At 63.7% G+C, this 18,686-nt stretch carries 16 protein-coding genes; 9 read left to right on the forward strand and 7 right to left on the reverse strand.

Annotated features, from left to right (window positions below):
* The first annotated feature begins 1 nt into the window (after window position 1).
* Window positions 2-877, forward strand: a complete 876-nt coding sequence (locus tag RMO51_RS14505) for a DUF1571 domain-containing protein (RefSeq protein WP_310395758.1) — start codon at window positions 2-4, stop codon at window positions 875-877.
* A gap of 8 nt (window positions 878-885) precedes the next feature.
* Here the strand turns inward: RMO51_RS14505 and RMO51_RS14510 are convergent, their stop codons facing one another.
* Complete coding sequence (locus RMO51_RS14510) at window positions 886-1,758, reverse strand: SDR family oxidoreductase (protein WP_310395760.1); 873 nt, start codon at window positions 1,756-1,758, stop codon at window positions 886-888.
* Window positions 1,759-1,944: 186 nt separating this feature from the next.
* Between RMO51_RS14510 and RMO51_RS14515 the strand changes: the two genes are divergently transcribed.
* The 3 genes from RMO51_RS14515 (at window position 1,945) to RMO51_RS14525 (ending at window position 4,653) form a co-directional block, all read left to right on the forward strand.
* The gene (locus RMO51_RS14515; protein WP_310395762.1) at window positions 1,945-2,823 is read left to right on the forward strand and encodes an NAD(P)-binding domain-containing protein; all 879 of its coding nucleotides are present in this window, start codon (window positions 1,945-1,947) and stop codon (window positions 2,821-2,823) included.
* A 39-nt stretch (window positions 2,824-2,862) separates the two neighbouring features.
* Window positions 2,863-4,137, forward strand: coding sequence for an NAD(P)/FAD-dependent oxidoreductase (locus RMO51_RS14520; protein ID WP_310395763.1), 1,275 nt, complete (start codon window positions 2,863-2,865; stop codon window positions 4,135-4,137).
* Window positions 4,138-4,200: 63 nt separating this feature from the next.
* Window positions 4,201-4,653 carry a PA2169 family four-helix-bundle protein gene (locus RMO51_RS14525; RefSeq protein WP_310395765.1) on the forward strand — a complete coding sequence of 151 codons (453 nt, stop codon included), beginning with the start codon at window positions 4,201-4,203 and terminating at the stop codon, window positions 4,651-4,653.
* 209 nt (window positions 4,654-4,862) lie between these two features.
* On the opposite strand, the gene RMO51_RS14530 is transcribed toward RMO51_RS14525, so the two are convergent.
* Together RMO51_RS14530 and RMO51_RS14535 are read right to left on the reverse strand one after the other, a co-directional pair.
* Complete coding sequence (locus RMO51_RS14530) at window positions 4,863-6,890, reverse strand: DEAD/DEAH box helicase (protein ID WP_310395766.1); 2,028 nt, start codon at window positions 6,888-6,890, stop codon at window positions 4,863-4,865.
* Window positions 6,891-7,312: 422 nt separating this feature from the next.
* Window positions 7,313-7,507 carry a cold-shock protein gene (locus RMO51_RS14535; protein ID WP_035564390.1) on the reverse strand — a complete coding sequence of 65 codons (195 nt, stop codon included), beginning with the start codon at window positions 7,505-7,507 and terminating at the stop codon, window positions 7,313-7,315.
* A gap of 157 nt (window positions 7,508-7,664) precedes the next feature.
* On the opposite strand from RMO51_RS14535, the gene RMO51_RS14540 reads away from it, so the two are divergent.
* Window positions 7,665-8,078, forward strand: coding sequence for an acyl-CoA thioesterase (locus RMO51_RS14540; RefSeq protein ID WP_310395771.1), 414 nt, complete (start codon window positions 7,665-7,667; stop codon window positions 8,076-8,078).
* Between the two features lie 33 nt (window positions 8,079-8,111).
* Here RMO51_RS14540 and RMO51_RS14545 read toward each other — a convergent pair whose 3' ends face one another.
* Window positions 8,112-8,339, reverse strand: coding sequence for a hypothetical protein (locus RMO51_RS14545; protein WP_310395773.1), 228 nt, complete (start codon window positions 8,337-8,339; stop codon window positions 8,112-8,114).
* A gap of 60 nt (window positions 8,340-8,399) precedes the next feature.
* Here RMO51_RS14545 and RMO51_RS14550 point away from each other — a divergent pair, with 60 nt between their 5' ends.
* Complete coding sequence (locus RMO51_RS14550) at window positions 8,400-11,912, forward strand: UvrD-helicase domain-containing protein (protein WP_310395775.1); 3,513 nt, start codon at window positions 8,400-8,402, stop codon at window positions 11,910-11,912.
* A 60-nt stretch (window positions 11,913-11,972) separates the two neighbouring features.
* On the forward strand, window positions 11,973-13,316 hold the full coding sequence (locus RMO51_RS14555) for a leucine-rich repeat-containing protein kinase family protein (RefSeq protein WP_310395777.1): 1,344 nt from the start codon (window positions 11,973-11,975) through the stop codon (window positions 13,314-13,316).
* Between the two features lie 53 nt (window positions 13,317-13,369).
* Here RMO51_RS14555 and RMO51_RS14560 read toward each other — a convergent pair whose 3' ends face one another.
* Window positions 13,370-14,299 (reverse strand): alpha/beta hydrolase, encoded by a 930-nt coding sequence (locus RMO51_RS14560; RefSeq protein WP_310395779.1) that lies wholly within the window; start codon window positions 14,297-14,299, stop codon window positions 13,370-13,372.
* 140 nt (window positions 14,300-14,439) lie between these two features.
* On the opposite strand from RMO51_RS14560, the gene RMO51_RS14565 reads away from it, so the two are divergent.
* Window positions 14,440-15,258 (forward strand): transporter, encoded by an 819-nt coding sequence (locus RMO51_RS14565; RefSeq protein ID WP_310395780.1) that lies wholly within the window; start codon window positions 14,440-14,442, stop codon window positions 15,256-15,258.
* A gap of 182 nt (window positions 15,259-15,440) precedes the next feature.
* Entirely contained in the window at window positions 15,441-15,926 is a 486-nt protein-coding gene (locus tag RMO51_RS14570) for an META domain-containing protein (protein ID WP_310395782.1), read from the forward strand.
* A gap of 40 nt (window positions 15,927-15,966) precedes the next feature.
* Here the strand turns inward: RMO51_RS14570 and RMO51_RS14575 are convergent, their stop codons facing one another.
* Window positions 15,967-17,373, reverse strand: coding sequence for a M20/M25/M40 family metallo-hydrolase (locus tag RMO51_RS14575; RefSeq protein ID WP_310395784.1), 1,407 nt, complete (start codon window positions 17,371-17,373; stop codon window positions 15,967-15,969).
* A gap of 233 nt (window positions 17,374-17,606) precedes the next feature.
* On the reverse strand, window positions 17,607-18,542 hold the full coding sequence (locus tag RMO51_RS14580; protein WP_310395786.1) for a hypothetical protein: 936 nt from the start codon (window positions 18,540-18,542) through the stop codon (window positions 17,607-17,609).
* Window positions 18,543-18,686 lie beyond the last annotated feature (144 nt).

Genomic DNA, 18,686 nt, shown 5'->3' on the forward strand with positions numbered 1-18,686 from the left:
TATGGCATCGTTGCATAAGTTTTATCTTTCGCCCCTTCGTTCGGTGTGGCCCTTGGGGGCGGCCGCTTTGTTAACCAGCGCCAGCTCCGCGGCCCCGCCCGGCACCATTACCACCGAGCAGCTCACCACCCGGCTCAGCGTCGCCATCGAAAGCCTGAGAACCCTGCGTTGCACCGTCGAGGCGCAGGAGCGCATTGGCAACCACATCAACCGGGCCCACAGCCTGATGAAGCTCACCTACCGGCCGTTGCGCATCTACATCAAGAACCAAAAAGGCATTGAGGTGCTCTGGGTGGCGGGCCAGAACGATGGCGACGCCTGGGTGTACCCGGCCAGCTTTCCCTACGTCACCCTGAGCCTCGACCCCAACGGCAGGCTCATGCGCGGCAACCAGCACCACACCGCGCTGCAAGCCGGTTTCGGCACCATTGCCGACCTGCTGCGCACCACCGGCCTGCGCCACGACAACGCCTACAGCCGCTCCTTCCGCTACGTGGGCGACACCACCCTGCAAGGCCGCCCCAGCCACGTGCTGCGCTCCGACTTTCCCCAGTTTCGGTACGTCAACTACAAAGCCGGGAAGAACGAAACCGTGGCCACGGTGGCCGAGCGGTTTGGCTGCGGCGAATTCCGAATCATTGAGCGCAACGCCCTCAGCATCGGCGAGCAAATTCCCGAAGGCAAGCTGTTGCAAGTGCCCAACGCCTACGGCCGCCGCACCATCGTCTGCGTCGACCCCAAGACCTTCCTGCCCACCATGGTGCAGGTGAACGACGATAGAGGCCTGTTCGAAAAATTCGAATTCTCCGAGGTAGTCCCCAACCTATCCATTCCCCCGGAGGAATTTACCAGGGACTACAACGGCTACAAACTGTAGCCGCAGGTTCAGCGGCGCATCGTTTTTTCGATTTGGTCCCACATCCCGGGAGTCAGCATTTCCAGTTTATTGAATTCGCCGGCGCCGTTCAGCCACTCGCCGCCGTCAATGGTCACGACTTCGCCGTTGACGTAGGCCGAGAAGTCGGACACGAGGTACGCGGCCAGGTTGGCCAGCTCCTGGTACTGGCCCACGCGCTTGAGGGGCACGCTGGCCGCCGGGTCGAGCTGGCTGGCCAGGGGTTCGGGAAAGAGGCGGCTCCACGCGCCCTCTGTCGGGAACGGGCCGGGGGCAATGGCGTTGGAACGGATGCCGTATTTGGCCCACTCCACCGCCAACGAGCGGGTGATGGCCAGCACGCCGGCCTTGGCGGCCGCCGAGGGCACCACGTAGGCCGAGCCCACCGAGGCGTAGGTGGTGACAATGTTGAGGATGGTGCCGGGCTTTTTATCGGCAATCCAGCGCTTGCCCACGGCCAGCGTGCAGTTGTAGGAGCCGCGCAGCACGATGTCCACAATCACGTCGAACGCCTTGTGCGAGAGCCGCTCGGTGGGGCTGATGAAGTTGCCGGCCGCGTTGTTGAGCAGCACGTCCACGCCGCCAAACTCCTGCACGGTGCGTTCGAGCATGGCCTCCACTTCGTCGTACTTGCGCACGTCGCAGGCAATGGCCAGCACCTTGCCGCCGGTTTGCTGGCGCAGCTCGTCGGCGGTTTTTTCCAGCACCGCCAGCTTGCGGCTGGTGATGGTGACGCTGGCGCCCAACTGCAGGAAATAGGTGGTCATGGCCCGGCCCAGGCCCGTGCCGCCGCCGGTGACAATGATGGTTTTGCCCGCCAGCGCGTTATCGCGCAGCATGGGCTGGGTGTAGGGAGTGTTCATGCGAGGGCAAGGAAGTGGAAATGGTGAGCGCGGCCCGAACCGCGGGCCGAAGGTACTAGGGCACCGGGCCGAATGGCGGGCCAGGCCCGCTTACGCTCCAGCTTGGTTATTTTGGGTGTCGAATATAGGGTTAGGCATTTTATTCGCACCTTCGTGGTGCTAAGCAGATAATTGCGTTGATTTTACATGACTAGTTCCATTTCCGGGGGCTCCACGAGCACAGCTCCGGGGGCGGAATCCCCAACTGTGTTGGTGCTCGGCTGCGGGTGGCTGGGTTTGGCTTTGGCCCGGGCGCTGGCTGCCACCGGCCACACGGTGCTGGGCACCACCACCTCGCCCGAGCACATGGCGGCCATGGAAAGCGCCGGCATCCAACCAAATCTGCTGCGCCTGGGGTCCGATTTTGGCGCCCCGGCCGAGGAGCTACTCCAGCGCCTGCTGCGCGCCGCCGACGTGCTGGTACTGAACGTGCCGCCCCGGGCCGCCGCGGCCGGGGCCTACCCCACCCTGCTGCGCCCCGTGCACCGGGCGGTGGCCACGGCCGGCACCAAGCACGTCCTGTTCGTGAGTTCGACCAGCGTGTACCCCGACGAGCCCCGGCTCATGCGCGAAACCGACGCCGTGAGCACCCGCGACGCCGCCTCGGATGTGTTGCGCGCGGAGGGCCACTTTGTGCCCCGCTACGGCCAGTGGAAAAGCACCGTGGTGCGCCTGGGCGGCCTCATCGGTCCCGACCGCGCCCCCGGCCGTTTCCTGGCCGGCCGCCGCGACCTGGCCCAGGGCAACGCCCCCGTCAACCTGGTCCATCTCACCGATGCGGTGGGCGTGCTGTCGGCCATCATTCAGCACGAAGCCTGGGGCCACACGTTCAACGTGTGTGCCGCCGAGCACCCCGCCCGGCGCGACTTCTACCCCGCCGCGGCCCAATACCTGAAGCTGGAATCACCGACGTTCAAGGACGAGCACGGCGTGAGCGGCAAAACCATCGATAGCAGCTTGGTGCGCAACCTTCTGCCCTATCAGTTTCAGCACGACGACGTATTTGCGGCCTTGGCGCACTGCTAATCCAGCCGCGGCCCGGGGCCGCGGCCGTACCTTTGCCGGGTGAATACTGATGCAGCTCAACCCCTGGTGGCCGTGCTCGGCGGCGGCGCGGCCGGCTTTTTCGGCGCCATTGCCTGCGCCGAGGCCGACCCAACCGTCCAGGTCGTCTTGTTGGAAAAGACGGGCAAGCTGCTGAGCAAAGTTCGCGTGTCGGGCGGCGGGCGCTGCAACGTGACCCACGCCTGCGGCACCGCCGCGCAACTCGTGGCCCACTACCCGCGCGGCAGCAAGCAGCTCAAAGCCGCGTTCCAGCAGTTCGGGGTGGCCGACACCATTGCCTGGTTTGCCCGGCGCGGCGTGGCGCTCAAGACCGAGGCCGACGGCCGCATGTTTCCCACCACCGATTCGAGCGAGACCATTGCCCACGCCCTGGAAGAAGCCGCCCGCCGGGCCGGGGTCCGCATCTTCACCAACACAAGCGTCGACGAAATCCAGCCCCGGCCCGCCGGCGGGTTTCACCTGCAGCTGAGCGGCAGCGGCACCGCCCGCTCCGGCCCCACCCTGCGCGCCACGCGCCTGCTCATTGCCACCGGCGGCAACCCCAAAAGCGCCAATTACGACTGGCTGCGCGCCCTGGGCCACCGCATCACCGAGCCGGTGCCTTCCCTCTTTACCTTCAACGTGCCCCAGTCGCCGCTGAGCGAGCTGATGGGCGTGAGCGTGCCCCTGGCCCGCGTGGTGCTGGCCGGCGAAAAGCTCCAGTACGAAGGCCCACTGCTGGTGACGCACTGGGGCGTGAGCGGCCCGGCGGTGCTCAAGCTCTCGGCCTGGGGCGCCCGGCGCCTCAGCGAGCTGGGCTACGTGGGCACGGCGCTCATCAACTGGATTCCGGCCTTTACGGAGGAAACCTTGCGGCCCTGGCTGCAGCAGTTCCGGCAGGAAAACGGCAAGAAAACCGTGGCGGCCAATGCGCAGTTCGGCCTGCCCCAGCGCTTGTGGCGCAACCTGACCGAGCAGGCCGGCATCGGCGCCGAAACCCGGTGGAGCGACTTGCCGGCCAAGGCCCAGAACCGCCTGCTGGAGCTGCTGCTCCGCACCCCGCTGGCCGTGCGCGGCAAGACCACCTACAAGGAGGAGTTCGTGACCTGCGGCGGCATTGCCCTGGATGAAGTCGACCTCAAAACCATGCAGAGCCGCCGCGTGCCGGGCCTTTATTTTGCGGGCGAAGTGCTGGACATCGACGGCATCACGGGCGGCTTCAACTTCCAGGCGGCGTGGACCACCGGCTTCCTGGCCGGCCGGGCGCTGGCGGCCCCGGCCACGGTCGAGGTGTAACCTTCGCCGCCGTCAGCCAGTAAAGGAGGAAGTCATTTTTCACCGTAAACTACTCCCTTTCCCATGGAAGCCAAAGCCACCCAAGCCCTGCTCAACGAATTGGTTGTCACCCTCAAAGACGGCCAGGAAGGCTACGCCGACGCCATGACCGATGTCGAGGACGCCAGCCTGAAGGAAACCTTCAAGAAATACGCCGCCCAGCGCGCCGGCTACGTCACCGAAATCGAGGACCAGATGTTCCAGTTGAACCTGCATCCCGACCCCAACGAAGGCACCTCGGCCACCAGCAAAGTGCACCGCGCCTGGATTGACCTCAAAGCAGCCCTGACCAGCAAAGACAATAAGGCAGTGCTTAACGAGTGCGAGCGCGGCGAAGACTACGCCATCAAAGCCTACCAAACCGCCCTCAAGGCCCAGGATCTGCCCAGCAACCTGAAATCGGTCATCGAGAAGCAGTACCAGGGCGTGCAGGAAGCGCACAACACCATTAAGGCCCTGCGCGATTCCTCGAAATAAATAAGACTGCAACCGGTTATTAACACCCTACCCGAAAAGCACTTCCGCTGCTAAATGCCAGACAAAGCAGGACGTTTAATTTATTTTTCGAATGGGTTAAGAAGCAAAAAAGCCGCTCTAATTGAGCGGCTTTTTTGCTTCTTAACTAATCTAAACTCGCCTAGATATTCCCCTCAAAACTGAATAATCCAGCTGAAGGCAGCAACTGGCTATTCGTCGAAGCTCTCGTTGCGCGGGGCGCGGGGCGGGCGCGGGGTTTCGTATTCCTTCGGTGCGCCGTAGCTGGGCTTGTTGCCGTAGCTGGGTTTATCGCCGTAGCTGGGTTTGTTGGCGCCGTAGCTCGGCTTGCTGCCGTAGCCGCTGCCGCCTTCGCGGTTGCCGTAGGCGGGTTTGCTGCCGTAGCCGCTGCCCCCGTCGCGGTTGCCTTTGTAGCCCCCGCCGCTGTTGCCGTAGCTGGGGCGGTTGCCGTAGCCGCTGCCGCCTTCGCGGTTGCCGCCCTTGTAGCCGCCGCCGTAGCCACCCTCGCGCCGCTCGCCGCCGCTGAAGGGGCGACGCTCCCGGTCGCCGCCGAAGCCGCCGGGACCACCGCCCGTGCCACCCGTGCGGCTGAAGCCTTCCTCCTTCGCGGCGCCCTCTTGCACGGGCGTGGCGATGCTGAAGCTAACCGGCGTGCCCTGAATGCTGGTGCGGCCGAGTTTGCCCACAATCTCATCGGCAAATTCTGAGGGCACTTCCACGAAGCTGAACTTGTCGTAGAGGGCGATGTCGCCCACTTTGGCGCCGGTCAGGTTGCTCGATTCCGAAATCAAGTCCACGATGTCGCGGGGGTGAATCCGGTCCTTCTTGCCCATGGTCACGAACAAGCGGGTGTAGCCAGGGCGCGCCGTGCCGGCCGCCTTGCTGGCGTCGAGGCTCTGCTGGGCACTCTTGTCCTCCTTCATCGTCATCTTCAGCAGGGCGGCGGCGATGTCGAGCGAAGTAATTTCTTCGCTCTGGTCGAGCAGGCGCTGCACGCGGCCCACGTATTTGTCGAGGTTGCCCTTCTCCACGATTTCCTTGATTTGATTCAGGAACAGCGTGGTTTTCACTTCCGAAACGTCGGCGAACGAGGGCACCTGCTCCAGCTTAATCTGGGCCTTGGTGAAGCGCATGATGTCGCGCAGCTTGTAGATGTCGCGGCCGCTCACAAACGTGAAGGCTTTGCCCGACTTGCCCGCGCGGCCCGTGCGGCCGATGCGGTGCACGTAGTATTCTTCGTCGGCGGGCAGGTCGTAGTTCACCACGGCCTCCACGTTGTCCACGTCGATGCCGCGGGCAGCGACGTCGGTAGCCACCAGCACTTCGATGGTGGACTTGCGGAACTTGTCCAGCGTGTTCTGGCGCTGCTGCTGGCCCATATCGCCGTGCAGGCCTTCGGCAAAATAGCCCTTGGCTTGCAGGTCGGCCACAATTTCATCCACCATGCGCTTGGTGTTGGCAAACACGATGGTCGACTTCAGGTTGAACATGTCGAGCAAGCGGGTCAGCACGTCCTTTTTCTGGGGGCCGCGCACCTCGTAGTAGCTCTGCTCCACGTTGCTCACCGTCATGGTCTGGTGGTTCACCTTCACCACCTGCGGGTCGCGCTGGTACTTCTTGGTGAGCTCCATGATGGGCTTGCTCATCGTGGCCGAGAAGAACACCGTCTGGCGCTCCCTGGGCATTTTGCTCAGAATGAACTCGATGTCGTCGCGAAAGCCCATGTCGAGCATTTCGTCGGCTTCGTCCAGAATGATTCTGGTGGTGTTCTCCAGCTTCAGGGTGCCCCGCTCGATGTGGTCCATGATGCGGCCGGGGGTGCCGACCACAATCTGCACGCCGCGCTCCAGGGCGCGCAGTTGCCGGTCGTAAGGGCTGCCGCCGTAGATGGGCACCACCATCAGACCGCGCTTGTATTTGCCCAGCTTTTGGATTTCGCCCGACACCTGCACCGCGAGCTCGCGGGTGGGGCAGAGCACGAGCACCTGCACGTCGCGGCTCTCGGCGTCCACGCCGTCGATGGCGGGGATGGAGAAGGCGGCGGTTTTGCCGGTGCCCGTCTGGGCCTGGCCAATAACGTCCTTGCCGGCGAGCAGCACGGGAATAGCGGCGGCCTGAATGGCCGAGGCTTCCTCGTAGCCCATCTCGGTGATGGCGCGTTGTACTTCCTCGGAGAGGTTCAGTTCGTCGAAACGAACCACAATTTTTTCAGCTTCCATGAATGTGGAAAAAGGTATGGGGGTAAGAGACTCGCTCCGAAAACAGCCGTACTCAGCGACGTTTCCCCTCCTTCTACCTTGTCACAATCAGGCGGGAAAAACAACCAAAAAACTATGCGGCCAATGCGTTATGCCTCTCTCAGGCTTGCGCGAACTTAGGGCCGTCCTCAAATGCGGGTGCAAAGATAGAATTTTTATTTTGTAAAAGCTAGAGAATGTTCCAGGCCGTGCCAAAAGCAACGTCCTGCTGAGCGTAGCCGAAGCATAACGCGTGCGGTAGTAATCAATACGACTGCAACGAAGCGAGCGAGATGCTTCGGCCACGCTCAGTAGGACGTTGCTTTTACATTTTTCCGGAAACTGGCAAGCACAAAAAAAAGCCCACCAAAGGCGGGCTTTCTTAACACAAAGCTAAAGCAGGACTAAACCAGCGATACTTTTACAGCGTTCGGGCCTTTTTTGCCCTGGGCTACTTCGAATTGCACTTTGTCGTTTTCGCGAATCGAGCTTACTTGCAGGTCGCTGATGTGAACGAAAATGTCTTCGCCAGTTTCGTCGTTTTTGATGAAACCAAAGCCTTTGGTCTCATTAAAGAATTTTACCGTTCCGGTGGGCATGGTGGTTGTGTTGTGGGTTTCCCTAAGCTTTTGGGCCACCGTGGCTTGGTTTCTTAGGTTGCGTCAAAGATAGGCAGAATTTCCAAATGACCAAGTCCATAGATAATTTTTTCGATGGCTGGCGACCTTTGCCCATTCTTCGCCTTCTAATGCTAGCATGACCGACGCTCCCGCCCATTCTTTCGCTCACGAATTTCGGGTTCCCGAAAGCGCCATCGACGCCCTGGGCCACGCCAATAATGTGGAATACGTGCGCTGGGTACAGGACGTGGCCGGGGCCCACTGGCTGGCCATCTGCCCGTCCGCGGCGCGCGACCGGTACATTTGGGTGGTGCGCGAGCACCGTATCCGCTACCAGCAGCCGGCCTTCGCGGGCGAGCTGCTGCGGGCCACCACCTGGGTGGGCGAAACCAGCGGGGCCACGTCGCGGCGCTTCACCCGCCTCACCCGCGCCGCCGATGGCGTGCTGCTGTGCGAAGCGGAGACGACCTGGGTGCTGCTCGACCCTGGGAGCGGCCGGCCCGTGCGCGTGACGGCGGAGATGGTGAGCTGGCTAACGGAAAAGAAATAAAGTCGAGTCAAACTATCCTCCTCTGTTAATGGGCTAGTTTATCAAAAGGTTTTGTGAAGCAAGCCACTCATAACGAATAATAAAACCTATCATAAACAGGATTGCAAAGACAGCTGAAATTTGAGAAAAAAGTGTGAATAGGTTTGGTCTATTTCCATTTATAAATCCGAGAATTCTTGCTACCCAGCTACCAACAATGAGAATAACCATCGAGAACGCAAATGCGGCAGCAAATAAAATCGGTAAGATGAATAGGGCCATAAGCGTTTATCCTGATAGCATTGGTTGCGTAACCTCGAAAGTAATTTAAAACGATTAATCATGCCGCCCTTCTTCCGCATCTACTCCTCTTCGGCTGGCTCGGGCAAGACCTACCAATTAACCAAGGAATACTTGCTGCTGGCGCTGGGGGCGGAGGACCCGGCGTATTTCAAGCGGGTGCTGGCCATCACGTTTACCAACGACGCGGCGGGGGAAATGAAGGAGCGGATTGTGGGGGCGCTGCGGCGGTTTGCGTACCCGGAAAGCGGCCGGCCGGATGCGCTGCTAGCGGAAGTGGCCGAGGAGTTGAAGCTGCCAGCGGCGGAGGTGCGGCGGCGGGCGGCGGCCACGTTTCGGCTGGTGCTGTACCATTACGCCGACTTTGCGGTGAGCACGATTGACTCGTTCGTGCAGCGGATTGTGACGGCGTTTACCCGGGAATTGGGCTTGCCGGCCACGTTTGAGGTGGAGCTGGACACGGACGCGGTGCTGCAAAGCGCCGTGGCCGCGCTGCTGGACAAGGTGAACCGCGACCCCAATAGCCAATTGCTCTCGCAGACGCTGGCGGAGTACGCGCTGGGACAGGCCGAGGAAGGCAAAAGCTGGAGCCGGCTGCCCGAAGAGCTGGCCGGGTTTGGCCGGGTGCTGTTTAATGAAACGGTGCAGGAGGCGGTGGCCCAGCTGGATAAGCTGAGCCTGGCCGATTTCCGGCGGCTGGACCGAAAAATCCGAGCGCGGCGGGCGGAGATTGAGGCGGCGTTTGCGCAGACCCAGGAAGTGGGCGCGGCCATTCTGGAGCAGGCCGACGTGCGCGTGGACGACTTGTACTACGGCAAAAGCGGCATCGGCCAGTACGTGCAGAAGGGCGTGACGCTGCTGCAAGCCGACGCCGGGCCCAATAGCTACGTGCGCAGAACCCTGGCCGAGGATAAATGGTACGGCGGAAAAATTAAAACGCCCGCCGACAAAGCCCGCGTGGATGCAGTGCGCCAGCCGCTAACGGATTTGGTGGCGACGCTGGATAAATTACGCGCTGATTATTTGCCGAATTATTTACTACTGGCGGCGATGCAGCCGTACCTATTTCACGCGTCGCTGCTGAGTGAATTAAATAAAATAGTCGAGCAAATTAGCCGCGAGCGAAACGTGGTGCTGATTTCGGAATTTAATCGGCGCATTGCCAGCATTGTGCTCACGGAGCCGGTGCCGTTTTTGTACGAGCGGCTGGGCGAGAAATACGAGCACATCCTAATTGATGAATTTCAGGACACTTCCGTATTGCAGTGGAACAACCTGCTGCCGCTGGTGGAAAACACGCTGGCCAACGGGCACTCCAGCCTGGCGGTGGGCGATGCCAAGCAGGCCATTTACCGCTGGCGCGGGGGCGAGATGGAGCAGCTTATGCGCCTGCACCAGGGCAACACGGCGGCGCTGGTGGCGCGGGCCCGCGAACCCGAGCTGCGCGAGCTGCTGCGGCTGCGGTACGAGACGCTGAACGGGGCGCTGGAGGCCAAGACCCTGCAAGTGAATTACCGGTCGGCGCGGGAAATTGTGGATTTCAATAATTCGTTTTTTGAAGCGGTGAGTGCGCGGCACGCGGCGCTGGGGCTGGTGGGGGGGATTTATGACGCGCATTTTGGGCAGCAGGTGCCGGGGGAGAGAATTAAAAATGAAGAATTAAAAATTAAGAATGAAGCGGAGGAACAAGGCGCGTATGCCCAATTTTTAACTTTTAATTCTTCATTTTTAATTCAACCCGTCGGCCACGTCGAACTCCTTTTCACCCAAAAAGACGCCCCCCCCCTGCTCTACGACCCGGGCGTGGGCGGTTACACGGCTGAGCCCCTGCCCGGCCACGCGCCCGGGGCGCTGCTGGGCTACGACGAAAGCACCTGCCACCTCACGCTGCAACTGGTGGAGCAGGCCCTGCGCGACGGCTACGAGCTGGCCGATATTGCGGTGCTGTGCCGCACGCGCGGAGCCAGTAAAATCGTAGCCAAATTCCTGAAAGAACGGGGCTACGCCATTATTTCGGCCGACTCGCTGGCACTGGAATTCGCCGAGGTGGTGAACCTGCTGGTGAGCATTCTGCGGGTGCTGCACCAGCCGGCCGACACGCTGGCCCGGGCCGAGGCCCTGCTGCTCGTGGACAAAGTGGTGCGCGGGCTGGCCCCCACCCCGGCCCGCGCCCGGCACATTGCCGACGTGGCCAACGCGGCGGGCGGCACAGTGTTTTTTGATGAGCTGCGGGCGCTGGGCTACGATGTGCGGGAGGCCGAAACCGGCAACCTGGGCCTCTACGAGTTGGCCGAGCGGCTGCTGAGCCTGTTTGGCCTGCTGGGGCGCAACGGGGAGAGCGATTACCTGTTCCGTTTCCTCGATTTGACGCTGGAATACAGCCTGAAATACGGCAATAACCTGGGCAATTTTCTCACCCACTGGGAAGAGCGCAAGGGGCGCATCAGCATCAACGCGCCGGGCGGGCGGGCGGCCATCACCATCACCACGGTGCACAAGGCCAAGGGCTTGGCTTACGGGGTGGTCATCGTGCCCTTCGCCGACTGGAGCCTGGAGCCGCACCGCGGCACGCTGCTGTGGGGGCATCTGGCAGCGGGCGAAAAACCGATTGCGCAGATGCCGGACGTGGCCGTGGTTAGCCTGCAAAAAGGCATTCAGCAGACGGTGCTAGGGCCGCAGTACGACGAGGAGCGTGAGAAAACCTTCCTCGAAGGGCTGAACACGCTCTACGTGGCCTTCACCCGGCCGCGCCACCGGCTGTACGTCATCAGCAAGAAACCTTCGGCAGTTGTTAGTTCTTCGTTGTCAGCTGTTGGTTCGGGCGCAGAAGGACTGACAACTGACAACCAACAACTACCTACTACCGCCGCCCGCACCGTGACCGACCTGCTCCACGGCTACCTGCTGGGGCGCGGCGAGTGGCAGGATGAGCAAGTTTCCTTCGTCCTCTCCCAAGGCACCCCCGCCGCTAAAAAAGCTATTAGCTATCAGCCATTAGCTAATAGCTATGAGTTAACGAATCTCGCCGCCGCCCCCTGGGAGGACCGCCTGAAGCTGCGCCGCCACGCCACCACCCTCTTCGACTTTGAGGAGCAAAAGGCGCAGGGCGAATGGGACCGGAAGCTGCACTACGGCCTGCGCCGCCTGCTGACGGCCGCCGACGTGGGCCGCGTGGCCAGCCAGCTCGTGGCCGAGGGCATCCTGGGCGCCCGCGAGCGCCCGGCCCTAGTCGCGAGCCTGGAGCGGCTGGTGAGCGACCCGCGCCTGGCTCCCTATTTCGCCCCGCACCTGAGCGTGGAAACGGAGCGCGAAATCCTGGTGGGCGGCGTGAAGCTGCGCGACTACAAGCCCGACCGCATCGTGCTCGAACCCTCGCTCGAAGAACATCACCGCCTGGGCGGCCGAGTCACGCTGCTCGATTTCCGCCTGCCCCCGCCGCAGGAGAAGCACCAGCGCCTGCTGCGGAACTACGCCACGTTGTTCGAAGAGCTAGGGTACGCGGAGGTGCGCGGGCTCATTTATTACTTTGGGACGGGGGACGTGGTGGGGGTGTGAAGCACGGTTTTGCCCGCTTTACCCAGGGCTTTCGAGCTGGGCCGGCCGACCTTTGCCCCCATGCACACCCTCGACCAACTGCGGGCCGGACTGCTCCACGGCAGCCAACGCCTCGACCTTTCCGCCGAACTGACTGAATTTCCGCCCGAAGTATTTACCCTGGCCGACACGCTGGAAGTGCTCAATCTCTCCGGCAACGGCCTTGCCTCTTTGCCCGATGACCTGCCCCGGCTGCACAAGCTGCGCGTGCTGTTTTGCTCCGACAACCAGTTTACGGAAGTGCCCGCCGTGCTGGGGCAATGCCCGCGGCTGAGCATGGTGGGCTTCAAGGCCAACCGGATTCACACGCTACCGGCCGCGGCGCTCCCGCCCGCACTGCGCTGGCTCATCCTCACCGATAACCAGCTGGAAGCGCTGCCGGACGAAATCGGGAACTGTGCGCAGCTGCAGAAGCTGATGCTGGCCGGCAACCGGCTCACGGCCCTGCCTAAAACGCTGGCCGCCTGCACCCGGCTGGAGCTGCTGCGCATCGCCGCCAACCAGTTGACCGAGCTGCCGGCGTGGCTGCTCGCCCTGCCGCGGCTGGCGTGGCTGGCATTTGCGGGCAACCCGTTCTGCGCGCGGGCGGAAGCGCAGGCCCTGGCCCACCGCCCCATCAGGACGATTGATTGGCGGGAGCTGGCCGTGGAGCAGCCGCTGGGTGAAGGGGCCTCGGGGGTGATTTACCGGGCGCGGTGGCAAGCCCCCGGCGCCGCTCCGGCCGACGTGGCCGTGAAGCTGTTCAAAGGGGCGCTGACCAGCGACGGGCTGCCGCACAGCGAAATGGCGGCTTGCATCGGCGCCGGGGCCCACCCCCACCTCATTGCCGTGCTGGGCCGGGTGGCCCACCACCCCGCCGGCGCCGAAGGTCTGGTGCTGGAGCTCATCGACCCGCGTTTTCAGAACCTAGCCGGCCCGCCCAGCCTGGCCACCTGCACGCGCGACGTGTACGCGCCCGGCACCACCTTCGGCCCGGCAACCGCCTTGCGCATCGCGCGGGGAATCGCCGCCGCCACCGAACACCTGCACGCCCAAGGCGTTTTGCACGGCGACCTGTACGCCCACAACATCCTCACCACTGCGGCGGGCGACGCGCTGCTGGGGGACTTCGGGGCCGCCTGCTTTTTTGCGCCCGACGAGGCCGGCACGGCCGCCGCCCTGCAGCAGCTCGAAGCCCGAGCGTTTGCCTGCTTGCTGGCAGAATTGCTGAAGCATTGCGCAGCCCGGCCGGGCGCATCCGAGGCCTTGGCGGCGCTCCGGGAGCTGCAGCGCCGCTGCGCGCAGCCGGCAGTGGCGGCCCGGCCGTTGTTTGGAGAGATTCACCAGGCGCTGGCGCAACTGCAGGCCGGCCCGGTGCTGGCTTAGCGCCGGGCGGGAACGCCAAGCGAAGCGGTAAAGCACCCGGCTACCACTCGGGGCTATTTCGTTAGCCAGCCGTTGGCGTCGAACCAGTTGCGCAGGCGGTCGGTCCAGGCGTCTTTGGTGGTCGCGTTGTTGAGGCCGAAGCCGTGGCCGCCCTGCGGGTAGAGGTGCAGCTCGGCGGGCACGCCGTGGCGCAGGCAGGCCTGGTAAAACACGATGCTGTTGTTGACGGGCACAGTTTTATCGTCCTGGGCGTGCACGAGGAAAGTAGGCGGCGTGCGGGTGCTCACCTGCAGCTCGGCGGAGTACTGCCGCACCAGGTCCGGGGTCGGATTGGCGCCCAGCAGGCTGGTGCGCGAATCGGCGTACTGGAGGCTGTCGCGGAAGCTGATGACGGGGTAGAGCAGCACCAGAAACGCGGGCCGCACCGGCTCGGGGCCGGGGCGAATGCCCACGGGGCGGGCAAACTGCGTGCCCGCGGTGGCCGCCAGGTGCCCGCCGGCCGAGAAGCCCATGATGCCAATCCGCTCGGGGTTCAGCTTGTACTTGGCGGCCTGCTGGCGCACGAGGCGCAGGGCCTGCTGGGCGTCGAGCAACGGGGCAATGGCTTTGTCGGGCTGGGTTTGGTCGTTGGGCAGGCGGTACTTGAGCACGAAGGCCGTGACGCCCATCTCGTTCAGGCGCTTGGCTACGTCGTTGCCCTCGCTGTCGATGGACAAGCTGGTGTAGCCCCCCCCGGGGCAAATGATGACGGCCGTGCCGTTGGCCGTGCCCGCCGTGGGCAGGAAGGCCGTCAGGTTGGGCTGCACCACGTTGGCAATGCGCACCCCACCGCCGGGCAGCGGGACGCTGGTTTCCTGCACCGCGCTGGGGGTGGCGTTGGGCACGACGCCGGTGTAGAGCGGAAAAGTTTGCCGCTGGGCCAGCAGGCGGCCCGCCGCTAGCAGCACGAGGCCAAGTATTCGAAGAATGACAAGAGTTCTCATAAGTTGGGCAATTGTACGCAAAAGGTTTAACAACCGCCGAGCCGTGGCATTGTCCCAGAACACGGGGTTACGATTAGGTAAATTTCGCCCGCGGGGCAGCCGGTAATGAACGATGCCGGGGCCCGGGCAGTCTAAATTGCATGTCCACACCCACTTTGCTGGCCGCCGCCCTGCTGGGTAGCCCCGGCCTCGCCCTGGCCCAGAACACGCCGGAAGAAAACAACCCCAACATCGACGCCCCGTTCGTGCGCAACATCCGCGCCGACCGCCCCGGGCAGACCGTCACGGCCCAGGTGCTGCGCCCCGGCCGCTTCCAGCTCGAAACGGGGTTTCAGCGCCAGGTTGGCGGCGCGGGGGCGGCCCGCAGCACCAGCGCGGGCACTTTGCGCATCGGCTTTTTCAACAGCATGGAGCTGCGCGTGAGCCAGCCGTACTTTCACCACGGGCCGGCGGTGCTCACCGAGACCGGCCGCGTGGCAGCCCGCGGCTGGGCACCGGTGGTGATAGGCGCCAAATTCATGGTGTCGCCCCACTACGACACCCGCACCCAAGTCGCCGTCCTGGTCGAATCGGCAATTCCGAACACGGGCAGCCAGGGCTTGCGCCGCCGCACCTGGGGCCCCGGCGGCCGCCTGCTGGTGAGCGAGCAGCTGGGCCCGCGGTTCGGGCTGGAGGCCAACTTCGGCTTCAGCCAGCCGGGCATGGCCGTGGCAGACCTGCGGAAGGGCCAGTTCCTGGGCACCCTCGCCCTCCATGGCCCACTCAGCGACAAGGCCGGCTTTTTCGTGGAAGCCTACGGCACCGGGCGCGCCGCCCTCCACACCGGCACCACGGCCGGCCTGTACCTGCGGCCCGTGCCCGCGCTGCGCGTGGACCTGACTGCCGGATGGGCCCTGGGCGGGCCGGCGGCCGGCACGTCACTAGTGGGTGCCGGCCTGACGTTTAAGGCGGGCAAATAGCCCACGGCCCGGGAAGTCACGCCTGCGGGTTGTCGGGGTGAGGCAGCTTTCGGGCTTCCGGCTCCCCGCTTTGTCCGCCAACCCTCTGACCCCGGCACTACTCAGTGCAGCGAGTGGAGGCCCCCGCCCCTAACCCGACTTGTTACGTAAACAGGTCGGGTTTTCATTTTTTCGCCGCTGCCATGTCATTACCCGCCTGCCTTCGCCTTGCCTCCGCCGCGCTAGCAACGGCCATCGCCGGGTGCAGCTTCAACCCCGCCGAACGCCCCAATGCCGGCCCCGGCGCCAATGCCGTGGAAAGAACCGCGCCGGGGCCCTCCCCCTTGCGCAACGTGCGCTGGGAGCTGCGCGAGCTGGCCGGCCGACCCGCGCCTACGCTGGAGCAAACGCCGTACTTGGTGCTGCGCGAAGGCCGGACGCGCGTTGAAGGCCGGGCGGGCTGCAACAAATTTTCGGGGCCTTACATCGCCCCCGCCGGGGGTGCGCTGCGCCTGGGCCCGTTGGCCACCACCCGCAGCGCCTGCCCCGACCTGGCCGCCGAAGGGGCCTTCCTACGGGCGCTCAACCAGGCCCAGCACTACCGCATCAGCGGCACCACGCTCAGCCTGTACGCCGCCGACACCTTGGGCACCCCCCTGGCCCGGCTCGCAGCCACGCCGGAAGAATAAAACGGCCGGCTGCTTCTTTTTCCAATCATCTACGTTCCCATTATTTCCCGCCGGCCGGCTCGGGGGCCACGCGGGTGGGCGTCTGGCGCCCGGCGGCAATGCCGGTGGCGCTTTGCGCAATGGCCTGGATGACGGCCGTCATGTTGGCCAGGTCCAAGCTCTCCACTTCGTCGTCCACGGAATGGTAAAGCTTGTCGGTCGGAATCTGGTCGGTGCTGATGGTGTGGGCCGGCACGCCGAGCCGGGCCAGAGTGGCGTTGTCGGAGCGGTAGAACAGGTTTTGCTCGGGATACGGGTCGGGCTCGAAGCGAAACTTGCTGCCGGCCAGGCTGGCTTGCAGGAGCTGGCCAAAATCGGTTTTTTCGTAGCCCGTGATGAAAGCGGTGTTCGGCCCAAACTTGGCGACTTTGCCAATCATCTCGATGTTGAACATGGCCACCACCTGCTGCGGGTCGAGCTGCTTGGAGAAATGCGTGGCGCCGAAACCGCCCACCTCCTCGGCCGCGAATGCCACGAAAAGCAAGGGCCGGGCGTTGTCGTTTTTCTTCTTGAAATACTCGGCCAGGGCCACCACGGCGGTGGTCCCGCTGGCATCGTCGTCGGCCCCGTTGGCGATGGAGTCGCCTTCTACCGGCTTGATGGTGCCCAGGTGGTCGTAGTGGCCCGAAAAAACAACAAACTCCTTGGCCCGCTGCGGCTGGCGGCCGGGCAGCAGGCCCACCACGTTGCGCAGCTCCACCAGCCGCAAGGTCGTCGAGCTGCTGATGCGGTACTTGGCGGTAGGCAGCACGGCGCCCAGCACAAACACCGCGGAGTAGGGCCCCGGCTGCTCGGCGCTCAGGGTACCGGCGGCCACGTAAGCAGCCAGCTGCCGAAACGCTTTGGTGTGCGCGGTGTCCACAAACACCAGCGTGTTGGCCGTGGGCCGCAGCAGTCCGAACAGCTTGCGCCGCTCGGCCGGGTCGGGCCCGAGCACGAGCACGGCGGCCGGCTGGGCATCTTCGCTGGTCCAGGTGAGGAAGGGCTGGCCCGAGGCCACGACGACCTGCCCCGGCGCCGCGGGCTTGCCGTTGACCGCCGCAACCACGGGGCCCGGCTGGGACCGGTAAACCGAAAAGGTTTGCTCGAAGCCCGCGGCGCCCGGCAACGGCTCCAGGCCGATGCGCTTGAACTCGCTGGCCAGGAACTGCGCGGCTTTCAATCCGCCGGGCTGGCCGGTGCCGCGGCCCTGCATGTCGTCGGCGGCCAGGGCGCGCACCACGCGGGCCACGGTGGCCGCCGACACGACGGGGGCCTTGGCGGCGGCCGAGGCGGCGGTTTTGGATTTGGTCGTTCCGGCGCTGGTCTTGGTTTTGGTTTTGACCTTGGTTTGGGCTTGCACCGCAACCGGCGCGGCCATCAGCAGGGCCAGCGCGACAGCGAAGCGGAAGGATAGGGTGACTCGCATGCAGTTCAAAATAAAGCTGTTTTATGCATACCAAATAAGCTCCCGGCTCGATTCTTCCCGGGCTTTGCGCAAGAAGTGAACGGGAGACGGGAGTGCGTGTTCGGGTGGCGGAGCAGGAACCGGGGACGGTGAAACCGTCATAGCGTCAGCGTAGGGAATGTCCTTTTACGCTGAACAGCTTCGGGGGAAATGGGCTGGTTCCTGGTTCCCGCTAAGGCCGCGGCCCGACCCGGCTACTTGCCGCCCGCTGCTTCGGCAAAATCCTTGAGGTTGCCCTTGCCGATGGCGGTGCCCCCGCCGATGCCCATCAAGCGCACCGTGTTCGGCTTCGAGATGCCCAATAGGGCGCCATCGGCGGTGTCGAACACGGCTTGCACCATGATGCTTTCCGTGGCGGGCAGCAGCCGCACGCAGGCGTAGCGGGCGTCGGCACTGGCGGCGGCGGCTTCGATGGTGGCGCGGGGCACAATCTGGGAGGGGAACGGGTACGCCTGCTTGATGTCGGCAGCCGTGAGCTTGCCTTTAATGTCCGCTTCGTCGAATAGCAGCGTTTTGGTGCGCAGCTTTTTGCCGTTTTTGGCTAGTTCCTCGCGCATGTCGTCGCCCTTGCGGCCGTCGGCCCGCGCTTGCAGGTAGGTCTGCATACCCTTGAGGCTGAAAATAATGTCGCTCGTGTACACGGGCCCGGGAGCGAGTTGCACCCGCCACACCTGGTGCTGGTCGCCGTTGCCCATCACCTCCACCACCAGGGCCGACACCTGCTCTGATTGGTATGAAAATCCACCTAACCTGTTACCAACACCGCCTGTGTGTGCCGATAGAACGAAATTAAGATGCCGCAGCACGCCCCGCTGGGGGCCCTTGGCTTTGCGCAGCGCGGGCAGCTCCGATTCCTGCTTGAACTCCACCGAGGGCGAAAACTGCCACAGCTTGGGGGCCAACTCCTGCATCCGCGCGTTGTAATCGGCGATGTAGGCCTTGTATTCGGCCAGCTCGTCGGGCTTTTTGGCCAGCTTTTTCAATTGGCTGGGGTCTTCGTCTTTGAGCGCCACCACCAGCGGCTGGCTTTTCACGGCCGCCACGTCTTTGGGTTTGCCAAACCCCATTTGGGCCCACGTCGCCGGGGCATTGAGCACGAGCGCCGCGAACAAGAGTAAAGATTTCGTCATGAATGAAAATAAAACGAGGACAACGTGAGCCGGCAAGCTCGGCATTTTATTCCGCATATTCTCCACTCATTTCTATATACCAGCGAATTCATTGGCGCTGACTCCGCAAAGCGGGTTTGTTTCACCGCTTGCGCCCCGGGCCGG

It is taken from the genome of Hymenobacter sp., from assembly GCF_031398885.1.
Lineage (GTDB): Bacteria > Bacteroidota > Bacteroidia > Cytophagales > Hymenobacteraceae > Hymenobacter.